Genomic DNA, 18491 nt, shown 5'->3' with positions numbered 1-18491 from the left:
TGATTTATAGCATCTTGTAAATGGTTTTTAATCGTCAAGGATTTTCGTTTCAAATCCATCAATACTTATGCTGTTTTTGTTTTTCCAATATTCTTGAATTTTGTCCTCACCTTGTTTTGCCGCCCATGAATTTAAAGTTGTGCGTTCTTCTTTGAAATCCATAAAGGGCACCGCAAAGCCGCAAGAAGTTTGAACCAAATCCACTTCCATTTCGATAATCTGTCGGGCACCTACATTCTCAGGGAACATATTGTAATATTTGTGAAATTCACTATCTCTTTTATGGTAAATCTTTGCTTCTCCGTACAGTCTTAAAATCAAAGGTTTCCCTTCAAAAGCGCAGAACATAATAGTCATTCTATTATTCTTTAATAAATGCGCAGCGGTTTCATTTCCACTTCCTGTTAAGTTCAACCAAACAATTTTGTTCTTACTAATAACTCTAAATGAGTCGGTACCTTTTGGAGACACATTAACTCTCCCATCAATGGAAGCTGTTCCTACAAAAAATAGTTTTTGATTTGCAATGAATTCTTGCAGTTCGGTGGTAATAAAATCTAATTTCTTCCCCATATTTTTAAATTGGCTACAACTAGTGGATATAGTTGTGAAATATATTTCCTTTATAGGTCTAATTTAGTAAATCTTTTTTGTGACCTAATTATAAATTAAGAGGTTGTCACAATTTCTCCCCTACCCTATTTTTGTTACGACTAGCATAAAGTGACTGGCCAAAAATATAACTATATAGAAAGACATTTATTTAAGAAGTAAGTGCGGGAAACCGCACAGAACATCTTAGGTGCAGGCATGATAAAATATAAAATCTTGAAATTGAGGTCCATATAATTATCGGGATGGACTAGTGCTTTTCAATAGGATACATTGTTAGGTGCAGTTTTATATTTAGTTAAATGTTCAATAATAGCTTTTTCTACTTCTAAATAATTTGATTGAATTAGCCAATGACCTCCATTCAATTCTAGAAATTTATAATCACCTTTCATATACTTATGATTACTTTCGGCGGCAACTTTGCCAATTGCTAAATCTTTTTTTCCCCATATAAATAGAGTGGGTGTTACAATATCTCCAACAGGTTGATGTTTTCCATTTCTAAAATTCGCTCTGTAATAATTTAATGCAGCTGTTAATGTATACTTTCTTCGAAAAACAGAAAGATAATTATTCAGTTCTTCAGGTGAGCTGTGTTTCCATAATTTTCTGAATTTTTCAAAATCATTTTTCCGTAGCATTATTTCCGGAATAATAGGGAATAAGAACCATCCTATGTAACGACTCTTTTTTCTTTGTACATTATCCATTTTAATAGCTTTTCTAAAACCTCTAGAGTGAGGAACAGATAACGCTGTCCAGCTAATTATTTTTTCGGGATTATGAAAGACAATATTCCAACCTATTCCAGCTCCCCAATCATGAGCTATGAGATGAAATTTATTTACATTAACAGCATTAACAATGTTTAAAATATCGTCACTTAATTTTTTTATCGTATAGTTTTTTACTCCTTTCGGACAAGCATTTTCACTGTAACCACGCATATCTGGTGCCACACAAAAATATCCTATTGAGGATAGTTTTTCCATTAAATTAATCCACATAAATGAAGTTTCTGGGAATCCATGAAGAAATATTATTAGCTCGTTTTCTTCATTACCTGCAACTCTACAATCAAATTCAAATTCTTTAGTTTTAATTTTTTTTATTTGCATGATTTTCAGATAATTGCACCTAACAATTGTATATAATTACTAGTGTGTATATTCCCAATATAGGTCTAATTTAGTAAATCTTTCTTATTGGCCTAGTCATAAATAATGGGGTTATTACAATTTCTCCCCTACCCTATTATTGTTACGACCGGCATAAAATGACTGGCCAAAAATATAGCTATAAAGAAGGACATTCATTTAAGAATTAGGTGCGGGAAACTGTAAATGTATATTGCAATAGTGTCCTTAGTGTTTGAGAATTTACAATTGGGTCAGTTGCTTTTTTGGAGCTAGGCTCTTGCTGCTTGGGAAATGATAACCAGTCTTATGGTGTTTTGGTATTTTATTGATATTTCGCCTTTAAGAGTTTTCGATATAATTGTTGTGATAGCATTTCTGTTAAGTACTATATAATTTAAATTGTCTAGGTATTTTTTGATATGCTTGTTTAATAAAAATAAGGTTCGAAAATCGCAGATTATGTTGTAAGGATTTGATCTTTTTTAATTCTTTCCAATATTGGATATTTGTTTTGTGCTGAGTTATTTTCCAGAATATTCCTGATCTAAAAAAGGTATAGATTATGTGCAACCAATAATAAATCATTTTACAAAGATTAGTTTTGCGGGTTAATATTTATCTGGGAATTAAAAATGCATACGGTGAGAAGATTTTTGAATATAGCCGAGAACTAGCTATTAATTTTATTCTGAGTTGTACGCTACCTTTATATTTAGAATGATATTTTGTAGCTAATATTCGGTATCATTAATGCTTCTCTGAACTCCTCCACTTTATTGGTCTTAATATTGTATCTATGACCTTGAAAGTCTTTGTAGTTTGTTGCATTAAGTATTTTTAAAGATAATTTTTGTGTGGATTTCTTTTTATACCATTCATAATTGATCGTAAAATGGGATATGATAGATGTCTTTGATTGCTCGGTAAAAGGGGTTGTTTCATTGTAAATAACATCTTGCTCCATAAATGAAGCAGTTGGATCAATTTTTGAATATCTGTCACCGCCTTGAAGGCTTAATTTTAAATTTATTCCAAGTAAACTTTGTTTTTTCTTACCAATTCTAAATTCTTTTCCAACTAGAGTATTAAGGAGGTAATTTTTATTAAATCTGGTATTGTACCAAACATTAGTGTCTGTTTTATATTCTGAATTGAATATAGAACCGGAGAACAAATAATAAAATCCATTATCTACATATTGCTCTAAAGTTAGATCGAGCCCATAATTTTTACCTTTTCCATTATTTGCATAGGTATCATTGATAAACCAATCATTTTGTAAATTAATAAGTGATTCAGTACTGTTTTCTATTACAGGAATATTAAATAGATATTGAAAATAGGGTTCTATTTTTAAATGTAATTTTTCATTAATATTCCAATCATAAGCCATTACGAAATGATGTGCTTTTGAAAAATCCAAATTTCTGTTGGCTTGGTAGGACCTAGAATTGCCGGTATTGGCAAGGTAAATGTTTAACGGTTCCATTCTACTGTGTAATCCATATCCAAAACTTATTTCATTATTATCGTTCAGTTGATAATTCAGTCCTAAACGAGGTTCAAGAGCAAAGCTGTTATTCAATGTAAACAGTTGAGAATTTAGGCCAATATTTAGTTGCCATTTTTTTAATGAAATAGAGGAACTTGAAAATGCCGATACTAATGAGCTAAAGCCATCTTCGTCAACTAATGAATTTAGACCATTTTCAGGTTCTCCTTGATTTTCTTTTAGATTTAGGTCATATCCTAAACCCCTTACCATGATTCCTGTTTTATTAGTGTGTGTTGAGTTGAATTTTTTATTTATGAAAGACTTGAAAGTAATATTGTAGTTTTTATTGTTTATTTCATTCTCAGGTTGTAATTGAGAGGTATCGTCTAACCTATCTGTTTTTAAATCGATTCCATTGGCAGATATTGATAATGTAGAGTTCAAGTATGCTGAATTTTCAAAAACAAGCCTGTGATTTAGACCAACAGCTCCCATATACTGTTTTACATCTTGCTTTTCAATATCCTGATAATAAATTTGTTTGTCAGTTTCAGTTTCCGGTTTTGACCCGGACTTGTCTATTAATCCAATTCCCCAAACAGAGAATATTCCAGCTTTTTTAGTAGGTAGCGTTAATTTAAAAGATAAATCTTGATAATTTGTGCCATCGGCATCATCTGGCAACAATGATGAAACAAGACCTAATGTTGAATATCGATAATTTACGAGATAAGAAGCGTTGTTTTTTTTGCTTAAAGGTCCTTCCGATGCAAAGTCCATTCCAATGGCTCCAATTTCGAAACTATGTTCAAATTCTGTGCTATTACCATTTCGCATTCTTATATCGAAAACCCCGGACAATGCGTTATTGTATTCAGCAGGAAAAGCTCCTGTAAAAAAATCGGAATTGGCTAGCAAATTACTGCTCAAAGCCGTTAATCCGCCACCACCAAAAGATCCTAAATCAGCAAAATGATTTGGGTTGGAAACTTCCACCCCTTCAATTTTCCATTGTAAATATTTTGGGGCATTCCCTCTAATTACAATGGCATTGTTGCCAACACTACTAGCTACCCCAGGAAAGGAAGAAGCTAAACGTGCAGGGTCATCAAATCCCCCTGCGTACCTATTGGCTTCTTCTACACTCAGCATACGTGTACTCACTGAAGCCATTTCATTAAGAGGTTTAGCTTTAACAAGCTTTGGTTTAAGAACAACTTCACTTAGAGCGAATGCGCTTTCTGTTAGGGCTATGGTTAAAACAACTTCTTTAGCAGAAGTAACTATAACTTCAGGCACTATAATAGGTTCATAACCTAAGTAAGAAATCTGTAAATCATATCTGCCAATAGGAACATTATTAAGAATAAAATTACCATCCATATCAGAGGTGGTACCTATAATCGGATCAGTACCGATTATTGTTATTGTAGCAAAAGGTATAGTTTCTTTGGATGAATTATCGATTACTGAACCTTTAATATTTTGTGTTATATCTTGTGCGCTTATAATGGATAATGAAAGCGAAAATACTAGTAGTAAGATATTTCTAGTCATAATTAAATTGTAGTTAAAGTTAGCTACAAAATTAGATTAGAATGTTCGTGCCTATGTTCGAAGTTATATAACTGAACTTGTTTTTGATACTTCGTAAGTGCTTAAAAATAAGGGTGTAATAAAATGTTGGAGTTCGATTTTATAAAGCTGCACCATTTTTTTTAAACTCTGAAGGAGTTTGTCCGCTAATCTTTTTGAAGGTGGTATTAAACGAAGTTTTTGAATTAAAGCCCGATTCAAATGCAATGCCAAGTATGGTCAAATGTTCATTTTCCTTATCCAAAAGCAATTCTTTTACTCTTTGAACTCTATACCTATTAACAAACCAAAAAAAACTTTCTTCGAACGCAGCATTAATTAAATAGGAAAGCTGATGCGGTGTAAAATTCATTAATTCAGCTAATTGTGCAAGTGATAATTCAGAATCTAAATAAGGTTTCTTATCATCCATTAGTTTTATAAGATGCTCTTTTTGAGATTCTAATTCGTCATCAGATATTAATTTTCTCTTATTTATTTCTGTTTGTTCTTCAGATGAAATAATAAGGCTACGTTCATTTTCATCCAATAAGAAAATCTCTTTTTGTTTAAGTGAATTATATGCAATAAAGTATACAATTGATAACGATACAATATTTGCAAATAAGTTTAAATCTGCTTCAACGAATAATAAATTATAGATGCCAATAAAAGCAACTAGGGTGAAAATTGCAAGAATGATTAACTTCAACCATTTGAGATCGATTTGAAACGTATTTGATGAAAACAATCGAATTCTTTGTTTGTGCTTTTGGATTTTGATATAAGACAAGACTATAAAATAAAAAGCCTGAATAATTACCAATGCATTTAAGACTAATGATAGGTTAGCGTTGTCGCTATAAAATTGGTTAACCATTAAAACAATAAGTAGTATTATTGGGAAAAGAAAATGAATAAAATCCTTTCTTCCATATCTGAAATTTGGGTTAGCGTAATACGCTATACTATAATAAAATACAACGGGAGTTAAAAATTGAAAAAAACGAATAGGTAGCCAAAATAGGTTACTCTGAATATCTAAACGTATCAAAACAAGAATCTCTTCGAGCCAAAAAGAAGACCAAAAAAATATAACTAGTCCAAACCAAAAATTCGCCTTCTTATTGACATTTACTGGGTTCGCTATTAATAAAAATGAGAGTAATAAAAGAGAACCGAATAATAAAATTACGACAAGAGTATTCATTAAATTGTGTTAGGTGGTTTTTTATTTTTAAGTTGATTCCAATTCCCCTATTTGGTTTAGGTTTTACACAACGGTACCGTATAAAGTAGTAGCGGCTTAAACGTGTAGCAATATACCTAATTAAATACAAAAACGGATCGAGTTTGCACCCGAACCGCTATTGCTTTTATTTATTGTAGGGGTTCCCTTTTCTTCTCCTAATTTGGGGAATTTAGTCCAAGTTTATTTCCTTCTGTATCCGTGAACAAAGCAAAAAATCCATTTCCATCTGCGTGAGAGGTTTTTGGAATGATAATTTTTCCACCATTATCATCGACCTTGTCAAGAATATGTTGAAGATTATCACCGCCATTTAGATAAATGGTTACTCCATCTACCGAAGGTCTGTACCCTTCGCTGTTCACTATAACTCCTGTAACCATTTGTCCATCATATGGGAATATTCCCATTTCCATTCCTGGCACTTCTATTTTTTCAATTTTAATGTCTAAAATTGTTTGATAAAAATTGATTGCTCGGGAAATATCCGTTGCAGGAATTTCAAAAAGTGAAATAAAACTTTTCATATTCTTGTCTTTATCGATTGTTGTATCTTTATTTACGTTTGGTTTGGTAGCAGAAGTCCCTTTATTTTTACAGGATACACCTCCAAAAGTCAAAGCAATAATTGAGATAAGTATAAGGTCTTTCATTTTCCGTTTGTTGTTGACTGAACAAAAATAGCAGTAGAAAATCCTTTGAAATTGTAAAAATGCGACACCCTTAGGCTATTTGTAAAAAAGGGCGGAAAGAGCTAAATTTTCGTGCTTGATAAACTCTTTGGGGTTTATTCCTGTAAATTCCTTAAAGTCCTTTATGAAGTGTGCTTGGTCAAAGTATTCACTTTCATAGGCAATATCGGTAAGGTTTGCTGATTTTTGGTCAAGCAACATTTTTAAAGCGGTTTGTAATCGAATTACCTTTCCCAATTGTTTAGGGCTTATCCCAATTTGCTTTTTGAAGTTTCTTTCGAGTTGTCTTCGCTTGGACAAGTCGTCTTTTAGGATTGAATTTATCGAAGCACTTCCGTTTGATAATAGAAGGGAATCAACGGTGTTTATTACAATTTTATTAATCGTTTTTTCGTCATTAAGCTTATCCAAAAGAAATTTTTCAATAATACTTATTCGTTCTTCCGTATTATTCGCATTGATTATTTTTTGCTCCAAATCATCTGCGTTTTCTAGTACAAAAAGTTGGTTTATGGGTGTTTCCTTATTTGCCAATTTGCTAATTGGTTCAGAAACAAAGTTTGCAAATCCATAAGGATAAAATCGGACAGCGAATGTTTTAACAAACCCTGTTGGCTCAATGTAAAAAGGTTCAATGGTTTGTCCGAGTACCATAGCACGAGGCTGAAGTATAAATTCATTTTCGGAAGTGTATCTTTTTATGTCATCTCCGAGAATAAACGCCATTTCAATACAACCATCAGGTACTATTCGTTGTTTTTGTGAATCAGACTGTTTAGGCACTTCCAAAGTCCAATAACAACTAACAAGTGATTTTAAGTCAATCTGTGGTTCGTATGTTTGGTAGTCCATTATATTTGTCTAGGTCGTTTTTTTTATAGTGAAGTACAAAGGTCTTGTATATGATTAGTTGCAGACATTTCTAACGGAAATTGTCCGCCTTTACCGAAGATAGTTAATTGTGTGGATTTCCACATGGGAAATCGGCCGGCAATTCATTATACCTCCTGTTGAGGGTGGTAATTTTTTTTCTTTTTGCATTTGATCAGATACATTGGTTGGTTTTCACTTACTTCTGTAATTTCAAAAAGCCCATACTTGTTAAATTCCGTATGAACTGATGCTTGGTCGTAGTAAAATATTTTTGCTCCTTTATGAATTTCGTAACGGTCTTTACTTATCAATTCTCCCTTTCCAAATTGAGGTGTGTTTTTGGTTATAGCGGTAAAAACCATAAATCCATTTTCTGTCAATTGGTTGTAGCAGTCTTGTATCAGTTTTTCTCTTTCTTGGCAGTCCAATAAATGAATGAGGGCATAACAAAAAATTCCGTCATATTTTATGTCCTTAAAAGGCATTTTCTTTACAGAGCCGTGAAAAATGTTCATTTTATTTCCATAATGTTTTTTTGCTAACGCGATGGCTGTTTTTGAAATTTCAATTCCGCTTACTTTTATGCCATTTTCGATGAATGGTTGGGCATTTCGCCCATATCCAATTCCCGGGATGAGAATATTTTTTATGGCATTTTCTACAAAAAAATCTTTTGTCAATTGGGCAGATTTTGCAGGTTCCATTCCCCACATTTCTTGTTTGTCGGTAAATGCTGTTTCCCAAAACTCTGCCATACTACCTACAAATTTTATCTGCTAATAATTCACATTCAATTCCTTTACTTTTAAGTTGTTGGGTTATTGAATTTGTATCGATCGTTTTTCCTTCAATTCTTAAAATGGAATGACCGCAAGGATATGGTCTGTTGAAATCTTCCAGGTCAAAATTGAATTTTAGCTGTGGATATCCATTTTCCAAAAATTGTAGAATTTCAGTTGATAGAATTTCTGATTTTACGTTGGTCATAAACACTTCTACCATATCAAAAATTTTCTTGTGACAATTCGTGATTTACCATTGCACCTGTGATAGTACCACTGCTAACTGCCATTGATACAGAGCGCATCATTGTGCTGTTGTCTCCACAAGCAAATATGCCATCTTCACTGGTTTTTTGCATAAAGTTCACTTCAATGTGTCCGTTTTCCGTGATTTTACAACCTAATTCTTGGGGTATATTTGAGTTTTGCTCAAATGGAATAGCGGCATAAGCAGATTCAAAATATTCCGTACTACCGTCTTTGAATACAATTTTTTCCATTTGTCCATTATGATGTTCTATTGCAGAAATTTCTTTTTCAATGATTTTAATATCGTGTTGTTTTAACTTTTCGAGTTGGTTTACTTCAAAGTCTTTTGATCCCGAAGTAATAATCGTAATTTCTTGAGTTAAATTGTTTACTAAAGAAGCAAGGTGAAACGCTCTTTCTCCTTTGGCAATTATGGCAGTTTTCTTGTTTCTTATTTCGTAACCGTGACAATATGGGCAATGCACAACTGATATTCCCCAACATTCAGAAAAACCTTTTATATCGGGCATTAGGTCTTTAACTCCAGTTGCCAAAACCAATTTCTTTGCTGCAAAAACATCGCCTTTTGAAGTAGTGACTTCAAATCCTTTATTGTTTCTTTTACCCTTAACAGCGAGTCCGTCATAGAATTCAATGCTGTCGTATTTTGCTACTTGACTTTTGGCAATTTCAGAAATTTCCTTTGGTGTACTTCCGTCTTGAGTTAAAAAATTATGTGAATGTGGTGTTTGCCGATTACATGGTTTACCTGCGTCAATGACCAAGGTCCTGCGAAGTGAACGCCCTAATGCCATTGCTGCTGAAAGTCCTGCATAACTTCCACCTATTATGATGACTTCAAATTCTTTTATATCCATATTGTTATTGTTTTGAGCAAAGAGTGTAATTGGTTGTGGTATTGTAAGTGCTATACCTGATACTCCTAATAGTTTAATTATTTCTCTTCTGTCCATTAAACAAACAATTAAATGCGAAGTGGTCGCAATAGTGTTTTGGCAAATATACCATATTTTTGTATTATTGCAACATATTCGCAATAAAATATGAATCGAAGAAATACACCTACAAAAGAGGCCGTACTAAACTTATTAATGAATTCGAGAAAGGCGTTGAGTCAAGACGCTATTGAAAGGCAGTTGGATATTGAAATCAATAGGGCTACGATTTATAGAGTTTTGAACAGATTTTGTGAGGATGGGATAGTCCACAAAATAGTTGCAGAAGACGGAAAACAGTATTTTGCCATTTGTAAAAAATGTGAGAATCCACAAGAAGTTATTCAACATCATTTTCATTTTCGTTGTTTGTCGTGTGATACGATTGAATGCCTGCAAGTTCCTGTTGAGTGTTCAGTTCCCAATGGCTACGAAGTTCAAAATGCAAATTGTGTTCTGACTGGTACTTGTAATGATTGTTCGTAGGTTTATATTGTCATCAACAACTGGATAGAGCAACTAGTTACTATATTACTTATTTAGGTCTGTTTTTAATAAAATTTTTTTATTGGGCTGTTTATTAATTAAAAGCTCATTGCCCTTACTTCCACTACCCTATTCTTGTTGAATCTAACCTGCACTGGCTTGTCTAATTATATGCATATAAAGAAAAACAATTATTTAAGAAGTAGGTGCGGGAAAAGCTATTAGAGATTTTTCTAGAATCCATTTCCTTTAGTCGTTGAAAATCAACCTAAGTAGACGGAAATTCAGCTGTCCCATATTTACTTGGGCACCAGACATTGTTCAGTCAAAACGGTCTCCTTGTTGGGTTTCTACAGATTTGGTGGGACAGGCAATACTGAACACACGAAGACTTGGTTATTGTAGCAATTTTGTTTTAATCAGTTTTATTTGATTCTACAGTTAACCGACCAATATCCAATATCGTTATTGTTAACATGTGTTTCATTAATTCTTAAGTAAAGTCTACCAGAAGAAGATGCTTTAATTGTTTTCTTAGAACCAATTTCAAACCACGAATCATGGCCAACTTTTCCTATTAAGGCAGAATGTCTTAGCTTTCTCACCTTACTAAAAGATTCCCAACCATCCAGACCATCGGGGGTAGCAGATAATAGCCCCACCCTAATTTTGCCCTGAGCAGTAAATGTTAGGATATCACCTTTATTTACATAAACGTCTGTAATATTCGTCCAAGAAGTCACCTTAAGTGTATTGTCATCAATCCTTTCAGCCATTACATTTGTCTCCCCATCGAAATTATTATGCACGGTAACCCTTAGATTTCCCTTGTCATCCACTTTTAAATTATATAAATTCATCCCTACATTAGTGTAAAATCCAGAATATTTGGATGTTTTGAGAGGTAGAGGTTTTAAGTTGTTATAATGCCTTTCAAACTCCTCTATAAATGGAAATACTGATTTAGAAACTTCTCTATAATTTGAATTAAGTTCCAATCTATAAAGATTAATAATATCTTCCGGTGCGTTAGGGATTACCAGTCCTGTCCAAACACCGATATTTTTATCATGTGTATCCAAAGTGCCCATAATTATTCTGTAACCTTTGGAATTTTCAAAGGAATTAAGATCACTTAATCCTTTGCTTTGTGTACTCATATATCCAAATGCTTCTATATATTGTTTTAAGTGATTTGCATCTTTTACATTATAGGTTGCATCGTTGTTAATTGTATTTGTAAAATCAACCAGGATACTTTGTAAATTCTCAAATGTTGGCAAATTAGATTCATATTTAATTTTTAGTAATTGCCTTAAGTTTTTAATTTCAGAAATTCTTTTGTCTGCAAAATCATTAAACGCTTTTTGTTTTTTTTCTTTATTAATGGCAATCTCACGCTCTTTACTTTTTATGAATTCTGCTCTTGACTTTAAACTATTTTTTATTGAAACAATGGTAGCTTGTTTTTGGTTGATTCGAGATAGATAAACTGATTCAATAGCGTTAAGTTCTTCTATATTTGAAGATTGTGCTATTTTATTGTGTATTGCATCAGATTGTCCTACAATGATAGCTGTCTTTTTTTCTAAAATATCGTTGTTTAATGCCTTGACATTGGAGTAATTGGTAAAGTTTGAAAAGTACTTGTTGAAGTTTGAATAAAATGATTCTACTTTATCTAAGGATTGTATTTGATATAACTTTTTTTGTTCTAAGGGGACTAAAGTATCTAAAAATTCTTTTATTCTTTGGTTTACGATTTCATTAGCCTTTTTTCTAGTGGATTCATCAGCTCGATCATATACTAAAGAATTAGACATTCGAAAATTATAAAGTTGTTGTAGGTTATTTATATCAATTTTCTTATTTGCATATTCATTTGCGGAGGCTATTATTGTGCTGTTAGAAATGGAGGTCTCTTTTGTTTTAATCGAACTCAATAATGTTTCGATTTCGGAAGGCATAAGCATTCGAAATTCTTTGGTTGCATAGGCTTTATATTTAATAAGTTCATCAAAAGCTACAATACCAGAATTTAATTTTGAAATTATCTCGTTATATAGGCTTCTAGTTTTATTTAACTCAATAATATTGGTTCTTACCTTATCTGTTACTCTTTTATTCCACAAGGGTTCCAGTGCAAATTGATTCAACCAGCCAATGTGCTTTAAGGTTGAATATTTTTTCTTAGACCTACAGTTTCTAAGCTTTTTCCATTTTGAGTTTCCCCAAATACTATTAATGTTTTCAAAGGATTTATTTGCAAAAGGAATAAAATATTTATCAGAATAAAGGTTATATAGTATTCGATTACTTTTTTCACTTCCGGACCTAAGACGGCTCGTATTTAATTCTGGGAATTCTTTTTCGATAATTGTATTCCATTCTTCTAAGGAATCACAATTTTGTGAGAAAACGGTATGGCAGAAATAAGAGTTAAATGCTATAAATAAAAAATAAATTGGTTTCTTCATTTTGGTTTAATTTGGCTACAACGTACGGATATAGTAACTTGTAATTAAATTTCTTATATAAGGTCCAATTTAATAAATAATTTTGGTTGTCTTGTACCACGGTCGACATTGACCCCATCTTGTTGCTTCTACCTTCTTTGGATTGTAGAATAATAGGATGGTCTTTCTCTTTGATATTTTGGAATAAGTTTGGATATCATACTTTCATACAGTACGATGTAATGGCTTTTATCTTTTCACCCTTTGCCCCCTGAAAAATATAAAAATCTGAAAAGGTTTACTGATTTCCATTTTCTATTATCATTACCCCATTTGCAGCTCCTTCTTTGCTAATGTTATCAACTTGATTCTGAGCTATTGTAGCCTTACCCTTTTTTAGATCAAAAACAATAGTACAAATGGTTGCAAAGAATACTGCTCAACTGTAATCTTCTCCTTCTTTATCAGCTAGTTTTTGCCTTCAACGGTCATCATTTGACTTGGCAATGCAGCCGTCTAAACAGGTAGCTATAAGTTAATTCATTTTTCCCTTTGTGCCATTATTGACTGAATTTCTTTCCATCCTACATTATGCCCTATAATTATCCAAAATCTTCGTACTTACCCAATAAATATCATTATTACTGCTATAAAAGAGATACTTACCGTCCTTAGTTACAAAAGGACAAAGTTCGTGCTTTTCAGTATTAATTGTGCTTCCCATATTAACCGCATCGCCCCATTTTCCATCTTTATCTTTGAAACTAATATATAAATCACCTTGACCTTTCCCTATTTTACGGATGGAACAAAATATCATATACGACTCATCAGGTGCAATAAATACATCCGCTTCGTATCTATTGGTATTTATTGATTCGGATAGTAATTCAGGTTTGACGAATTTTCCGTTAACATATTTGGAACGGTTTATATCATAAGCATAGTTTGGTGCATTTAAAGTTTTATCTTGAGATGCGAAATAAAGTGTACCATCATTTGTAAAAGAAGCATAGTACTCATTTAAAGGGCTGTTGATCGGTAACCCTAAATTGATTGGCTCTGACCAGTTTGATTGTTTATTTACCCTTTCTACATACCAAATATCCATATCATCTTTAGTAATATCTTCATTTAGTGAACGATTGGATATGAAATACAATCTTTTCTCATCCGAAGATAACATTGGATCATTGTAGCTTATTGAAGCCGAATCGAAAAGTTTACTGGGTGGAGACCAGACACCTTCTAATAAGTTCGTGTAATGAATTTCCGTAACGCCATTATTGTCTACTCCAAAATAGAATTCATTCCCATCACCCGATATTGTACAGCCGAACTCATGTCTATTAGGTTTTGAAATTATATTCGGCGCGAATATTTCTGGTTCATTCGAAGGAGTTTTTTGGCCAAAATATACCATAGTATTGTCTGTTTCCGAACCAACATTTCCTTTTGCAGATTCAATCAGTTTATTTGGATCGAAGCCAATACCATTTTTAAATACAATTTCCACTTCTCGAATAACTTTGGGGTTTCTTTCCAGATCTCCATTGAGAACTACAATATTGGCCAACTTTCCTTTCTCAATTGTCCCTATGTCAGTTCTTGACAGTAGCTTTGCTCCATTAGAGGTCATTACCTGTAATGCTTCCTCTGGCTTGAATCCAGCCTCAATAAATAGTTCGTAATTTTTTTGATCTCCAAATCCGGGCATATTGTGGAGGCCAGGATCAAGACCTGCTACCAGCAATCCACCTTGCCTGAAAAATTGAAGTTCGTATGCCATTGATTTAGCCAACCATTCTGGTTTAAAATACCAGTCGTTACCCTGTTCTTTCTTACGTAATTTACGCTGGTGATACGCTTCTTTATGAATGGGAGCCATTACTTCAAGGTCTCTGGCATCTGCCATTACATTAGCTTGTGCTTCAAAAATGGCAAGTGTTGAACCTAGTGCCACCCCATTGTTTATAAGGTTTTGTTGCACATCTTTGACCGTATCACTGTCAATGTCCAGATTTGTTCTAAAGTCGTTATTTTTAGAGCAAACTCCAGTTTCCCTTTCTGTTGCATGGTCATAACTGTGTATAAATCCATGTTCTATGGCATCGATCCCTATTTCTGCAGCTTCGGTAAAAGTTGTTGCACAAAGGTGACCTGTTACTTTTAGATTATTCCTATGTGCTTCATCAACTATTACTTTTAAGTCCTGTGGCCTGGTATTTCTATAAACCTTCAGCCATTGTACTCCTTTGCTTGCCCAATATCGAATGGTATCCCTGACCATTTTTTCATTGGTAAATCTTATGAAATTCGATTTACCCTCTGGACCTGTGAAATATGGCCCGGAATTAATGATTTCAGGACCAGGCTGCTCTCCCCTATCTATCGATTTTGCGATAGCTAACTCTTCAAAGGGATTTCCTGTCCCACAAGTTTGGATTGTAGTCACACCACTTGCTAAATATAGTTTAGGTGATGTAGATAGCATTGCGGATTCAGGTATTCTCATGTGGTTGTGCATACCAATGATGCCTGGGATAATTGTCCTGCCAGATAAATTTAGTTCAAAAAAATCATCTGCTATTTGAATGTCATTGGCATCTCCAATGCCCACTATTATTCCATTTTCCATCAGAACAGTCTGTGAATTTTTGGAAGGATTCCCTGTTCCATCAATTATTTTTACATTGGATAAGGCAATATTTGGAGAGTCGAAGGAAATAAAACTTTGGGAATAATCCGATATGTCAATTCTTGTGGATTGTATATCCGTTGCCTGTTTCTGTCCACATCCTTGCAGTGAAATTAGAAAGGTGAATGTTAAAATTACAATTATATTTATTCTGTTCATTGGGCCAATATAATAAGTATCATCCTTAATTAATAAATTGATGGTAATGAAAAACTTTGATGACCGCTGTACCTGACAACTGGTTTTTTTACATTCTGTTATTTTGCTTTTGTGCGAAGTGCCAAATCTGGCATTTGACAGTGTTTATAATTAGCCTTGAACTTAAATGGACCAATGAAAACCCTATTCATTATGTACAGTGTTACCATGTTTTTTTTGTTTTTCTATTAAATGTTTTACGATATAATCCAGTTGGCTATCAATTCCGTCGATTAAGTCCTCCACAGTTAGTTCAACTTCTATGTCGGGCAGTACTCCACTACCCTTAGGGACGGTTTTGTCAAGAACATATTTATCTATTTTTACAAATGGCACGCGAACCATAATTTTTGAATTGGGTAATTTATAAAGTGCAGAATATTGTGCCGTATGAAAATAATACCCTCCTCCTGTTTCGTTGCCAACAAGTGTAATTTCCTGACAGTTTTTTGCATTCAGCGCAAAAGCCGAAGCGGCAGAAAAAGTGTTTCCTCCTATTAATACATACACCTTGCCCTTAAATGGTTTTTTGTAAGGAATCATTTCTTCCTGGGCATGGTCTTTTGTTAATATCCAACGTCCAAATTTCTTTTCAGCAGAAGCAAAATATCTTTTAAAAAACTCATTGTAATCGGCCATAGTGTGAATCACATACCTTTTTTTGGGAAGAGTATCTGTGACCGTACTTTCAGATATTCTTTGCTCAAAAGGTTTCTCTGTTAAAAAAGAGAATAAATTAATTGCGTTTATTCTGTATCCTCCAATGTTTTGCCTAATGTCCAAAATAAGATTGGACACCCTTTTCTTCTTTATATCTTTAAAGAGATCAACCAACCTTGATTTGAATTCTTTCGGGTCTAAACCGAAAGAATTGACAGTTAGTACACCGGATTTAATGGAGTCCATGTAATATACGAAGGGCCACTTTTCAGCTAATGTATTTTTAAAATGTTCTACGCGATCGGTATTTCCGTGATACATTGCAAAATGTGAGCTTCTCTTAGGGTATCTATTTTCTAAACTTTCAAATGATTCTGGGACAATTTCGATTGTTCTTAATTCGCTGTTGTTGATAGAATACTTGACGATAAAGCTTTCCTTTTCTCCATATTCATAATAGTAGAGTATACCAAATTCCTTCTCTATCTGTCTATACTTTTTGTTTAGATTGTACCCATCGGATGCTGCGTATTTCAAAAATTCTTGAATAATTATATTACTTTTTATACTTTCTATAGAAGTTATTTCTGCTCCTAGAGGAATACCAAAATCATCGGTATCCGTATAAAGTTTTCCATCGATTATTTTTAAAAGTAATGGAAATAATGCAGGTACTGTATCCATTTTAGGGTGATAAATGACTAAATGTCCATCATATGCATTTTTTGCTATTGAATTTATAGATTTAAAAAGCTCTTTAGACTCTGTTAGATCTTTTATCCGTGTTTGTTCAAAATCGTAAAAAATACTATCCCACTGCGCCTTTGAAGTGTACTCATATAAACTTGGATGGCCCGTTGTTATAATTTCTTTGAAAATGGTATAGTCTTCTAAAACTTGTTCTGGTGATAATTCGTTTTGCCCAAAAATGCAAAAAGAAAACAGGAGTAATACGATTATGTTATAATTGGTTTTCACCTTTTTTAAGAAATAGAATTTACAATATTAGTATCAAATCCCTTAACTATCAACCAAGTTGCTAAAATCAATTCCAACAAAGCCGTAGGGAAGGTTAATGTAATATAGGTAGGTGTAATAATGTTTATAACATCAAACATAAGCAGTATGCTGGCCAAAACACTGCTCAAAATAGTGGCGAAAATCCCCCAAATTGAAAGCCATCTAGGGACAAGCTTGGATTGATACAAAATATAATAGAACATTAAGTTACCTACACTCAGGATTAAAGGCATTGCTACATGGTTTATTAAATCTCTGCCTGACCGAATCAAGTTATCCAACGTATGAAAATAACGCAAGTCAGGACTTCCAGCTTGTATGAATTCCTGACTCAAGGTCAATAGCAGCAGTATGCTCATCCAGCCGATTAAAATGAAAACCACAGTTATAATTCTAAAAACTAGAAATCCAATTGTCAGTCCAGTATTGAATGTCTTAAATAATGAATAAAGTATAATAGGTATGCTCGCATAAATAAGAGCCAAGATAAACTGCATGAATGCTCTAATAAGTATCGGTTTTGAATGGTGGGAAATATTCACAAGGTTGTCCATCCCATCAATGACCGGGTCTATACTTAGAATACCTACAGCTATGCTTGAAATTAATAATACACCAACGAATATTGATTTTTTTCTGAATACGTTCGTCATATTTTTATTTATTAAAATTTGCACAAAAATATGATGACGTTGATTTTAACTCGTTGACTTAAGTTAAGAAGTCAATTATTTGTTAATTAATCTTTTTCTAATTCGGCTTAATGACTCCGGTCTTATACCTAAGTAGCTAGCGATTTGATGTTGAGAGGCTCTTTGGAGCAAATTGGGCCTTGTTTTTAGCAATTGTAAATAGCGCTCCTCCGGTGTAGAAGATTTAAATGCAGTGTATGATTCTTGTTGCTTTGTTAATATTACTTCAGCGATCACCCTGGATAGGGATTCCAATTGTGGATACTTGTGATACATTTCATTTTCCAAGGCAGGATTGCCTACATTTACAACTGTATCTTCCAAACATTCCAAGAAATATTGGGAAGGCGTTGATTTACCTATATTGGAAGGTGTAACAACTTCTTCCTCAGTATAAAACTCTATAGTTTTTTCTTCTCCATCTTTAACAAAATAGCTTCTAATACAACCTTCCAATATGAAATAACATTCATTTGAAAAATCTCCTTCCTTAAGTAGGATATCCCCTTTTTTATAGCTTTTGAAATATGCACTTTCGTTTATTGCATTCTCTAACTGCTCTGTAATCTCAGTGTATTTTGAGAGATATTTTAATATTTTACTTTTCAAAATTCAATACTTTATTGTTTAGCCCAAATTCTAAATCGGCATATATT

At 33.2% G+C, this 18491-nt stretch carries 14 protein-coding genes; 1 reads left to right on the top strand and 13 read right to left on the bottom strand.

Going from position 1 to position 18491, the window contains the following annotated elements:
• Positions 1-27: 27 nt before the first annotated feature.
• From BUA60_RS07775 to BUA60_RS07730, 8 genes are all read right to left on the bottom strand, one after another.
• Entirely contained in the window at positions 28-573 is a 546-nt protein-coding gene (locus tag BUA60_RS07775; RefSeq protein WP_072861189.1) for a pyridoxamine 5'-phosphate oxidase family protein, read from the bottom strand.
• A gap of 299 nt (positions 574-872) precedes the next feature.
• Positions 873-1733, bottom strand: a complete 861-nt coding sequence (locus BUA60_RS07770; RefSeq protein ID WP_072861188.1) for an alpha/beta hydrolase — start codon at positions 1731-1733, stop codon at positions 873-875.
• 733 nt (positions 1734-2466) lie between these two features.
• Positions 2467-4806 (bottom strand): TonB-dependent receptor, encoded by a 2340-nt coding sequence (locus tag BUA60_RS07760; protein ID WP_072861186.1) that lies wholly within the window; start codon positions 4804-4806, stop codon positions 2467-2469.
• Positions 4807-4945: 139 nt separating this feature from the next.
• Entirely contained in the window at positions 4946-6034 is a 1089-nt protein-coding gene (locus tag BUA60_RS07755) for a helix-turn-helix domain-containing protein (protein WP_072861185.1), read from the bottom strand.
• A 197-nt stretch (positions 6035-6231) separates the two neighbouring features.
• Positions 6232-6726, bottom strand: a complete 495-nt coding sequence (locus BUA60_RS07750; RefSeq protein ID WP_072861184.1) for a VOC family protein — start codon at positions 6724-6726, stop codon at positions 6232-6234.
• A 75-nt stretch (positions 6727-6801) separates the two neighbouring features.
• Entirely contained in the window at positions 6802-7617 is an 816-nt protein-coding gene (locus tag BUA60_RS07745) for an AraC family transcriptional regulator (RefSeq protein WP_072861183.1), read from the bottom strand.
• Between the two features lie 146 nt (positions 7618-7763).
• On the bottom strand, positions 7764-8393 hold the full coding sequence (locus tag BUA60_RS07740; RefSeq protein ID WP_072861182.1) for a class I SAM-dependent methyltransferase: 630 nt from the start codon (positions 8391-8393) through the stop codon (positions 7764-7766).
• A 248-nt stretch (positions 8394-8641) separates the two neighbouring features.
• Positions 8642-9643, bottom strand: a complete 1002-nt coding sequence (locus BUA60_RS07730) for an NAD(P)/FAD-dependent oxidoreductase (RefSeq protein ID WP_084532534.1) — start codon at positions 9641-9643, stop codon at positions 8642-8644.
• Positions 9644-9733: 90 nt separating this feature from the next.
• On the opposite strand from BUA60_RS07730, the gene BUA60_RS07725 reads away from it, so the two are divergent.
• Positions 9734-10111 (top strand): Fur family transcriptional regulator, encoded by a 378-nt coding sequence (locus tag BUA60_RS07725; protein WP_072861180.1) that lies wholly within the window; start codon positions 9734-9736, stop codon positions 10109-10111.
• Between the two features lie 425 nt (positions 10112-10536).
• On the opposite strand, the gene BUA60_RS07720 is transcribed toward BUA60_RS07725, so the two are convergent.
• From BUA60_RS07720 to BUA60_RS07695, 5 genes are all read right to left on the bottom strand, one after another.
• The gene (locus BUA60_RS07720) at positions 10537-12588 is read right to left on the bottom strand and encodes a hypothetical protein (RefSeq protein ID WP_072861179.1); all 2052 of its coding nucleotides are present in this window, start codon (positions 12586-12588) and stop codon (positions 10537-10539) included.
• 568 nt (positions 12589-13156) lie between these two features.
• Entirely contained in the window at positions 13157-15424 is a 2268-nt protein-coding gene (locus BUA60_RS22755; RefSeq protein ID WP_084532533.1) for an amidohydrolase family protein, read from the bottom strand.
• A gap of 183 nt (positions 15425-15607) precedes the next feature.
• Positions 15608-17101: a S41 family peptidase gene (locus BUA60_RS07705; protein ID WP_072861178.1), complete on the bottom strand. Its 1494-nt coding sequence runs from the start codon at positions 17099-17101 to the stop codon at positions 15608-15610.
• Between the two features lie 5 nt (positions 17102-17106).
• A complete protein-coding gene (locus tag BUA60_RS07700) occupies positions 17107-17796 on the bottom strand; it encodes a DUF4386 domain-containing protein (protein ID WP_084532532.1) in 690 nt (229 codons plus the stop codon).
• Positions 17797-17871: 75 nt separating this feature from the next.
• Positions 17872-18444 (bottom strand): Crp/Fnr family transcriptional regulator, encoded by a 573-nt coding sequence (locus BUA60_RS07695; protein WP_072861177.1) that lies wholly within the window; start codon positions 18442-18444, stop codon positions 17872-17874.
• Between the last annotated feature and the right edge of the window lie 47 nt (positions 18445-18491).

The organism is Arenibacter palladensis, assembly GCF_900129275.1.
Taxonomy (GTDB): Bacteria; Bacteroidota; Bacteroidia; order Flavobacteriales; family Flavobacteriaceae; genus Arenibacter; species Arenibacter palladensis.
This window is presented reverse-complemented; position numbering and strand designations above follow the sequence as displayed.

Bases quoted from the DNA above. Each gene is read 5' to 3' on its own strand.
- BUA60_RS07775 (WP_072861189.1), bottom strand. From the start codon at position 573: ATGGGGAAGAAATTAGATTTTATTACCACCGAACTGCAAGAATTCATT.
- BUA60_RS07770 (WP_072861188.1), bottom strand. From the start codon at position 1,733: ATGCAAATAAAAAAAATTAAAACTAAAGAATTTGAATTTGATTGTAGA.
- BUA60_RS07760 (WP_072861186.1), bottom strand. From the start codon at position 4,806: ATGACTAGAAATATCTTACTACTAGTATTTTCGCTTTCATTATCCATT.
- BUA60_RS07755 (WP_072861185.1), bottom strand. From the start codon at position 6,034: ATGAATACTCTTGTCGTAATTTTATTATTCGGTTCTCTTTTATTACTC.
- BUA60_RS07750 (WP_072861184.1), bottom strand. From the start codon at position 6,726: ATGAAAGACCTTATACTTATCTCAATTATTGCTTTGACTTTTGGAGGT.
- BUA60_RS07745 (WP_072861183.1), bottom strand. From the start codon at position 7,617: ATGGACTACCAAACATACGAACCACAGATTGACTTAAAATCACTTGTT.
- BUA60_RS07740 (WP_072861182.1), bottom strand. From the start codon at position 8,393: ATGGCAGAGTTTTGGGAAACAGCATTTACCGACAAACAAGAAATGTGG.
- BUA60_RS07730 (WP_084532534.1), bottom strand. From the start codon at position 9,643: ATGGACAGAAGAGAAATAATTAAACTATTAGGAGTATCAGGTATAGCA.
- BUA60_RS07725 (WP_072861180.1), top strand. From the start codon at position 9,734: ATGAATCGAAGAAATACACCTACAAAAGAGGCCGTACTAAACTTATTA.
- BUA60_RS07720 (WP_072861179.1), bottom strand. From the start codon at position 12,588: ATGAAGAAACCAATTTATTTTTTATTTATAGCATTTAACTCTTATTTC.
- BUA60_RS22755 (WP_084532533.1), bottom strand. From the start codon at position 15,424: ATGAACAGAATAAATATAATTGTAATTTTAACATTCACCTTTCTAATT.
- BUA60_RS07700 (WP_084532532.1), bottom strand. From the start codon at position 17,796: ATGACGAACGTATTCAGAAAAAAATCAATATTCGTTGGTGTATTATTA.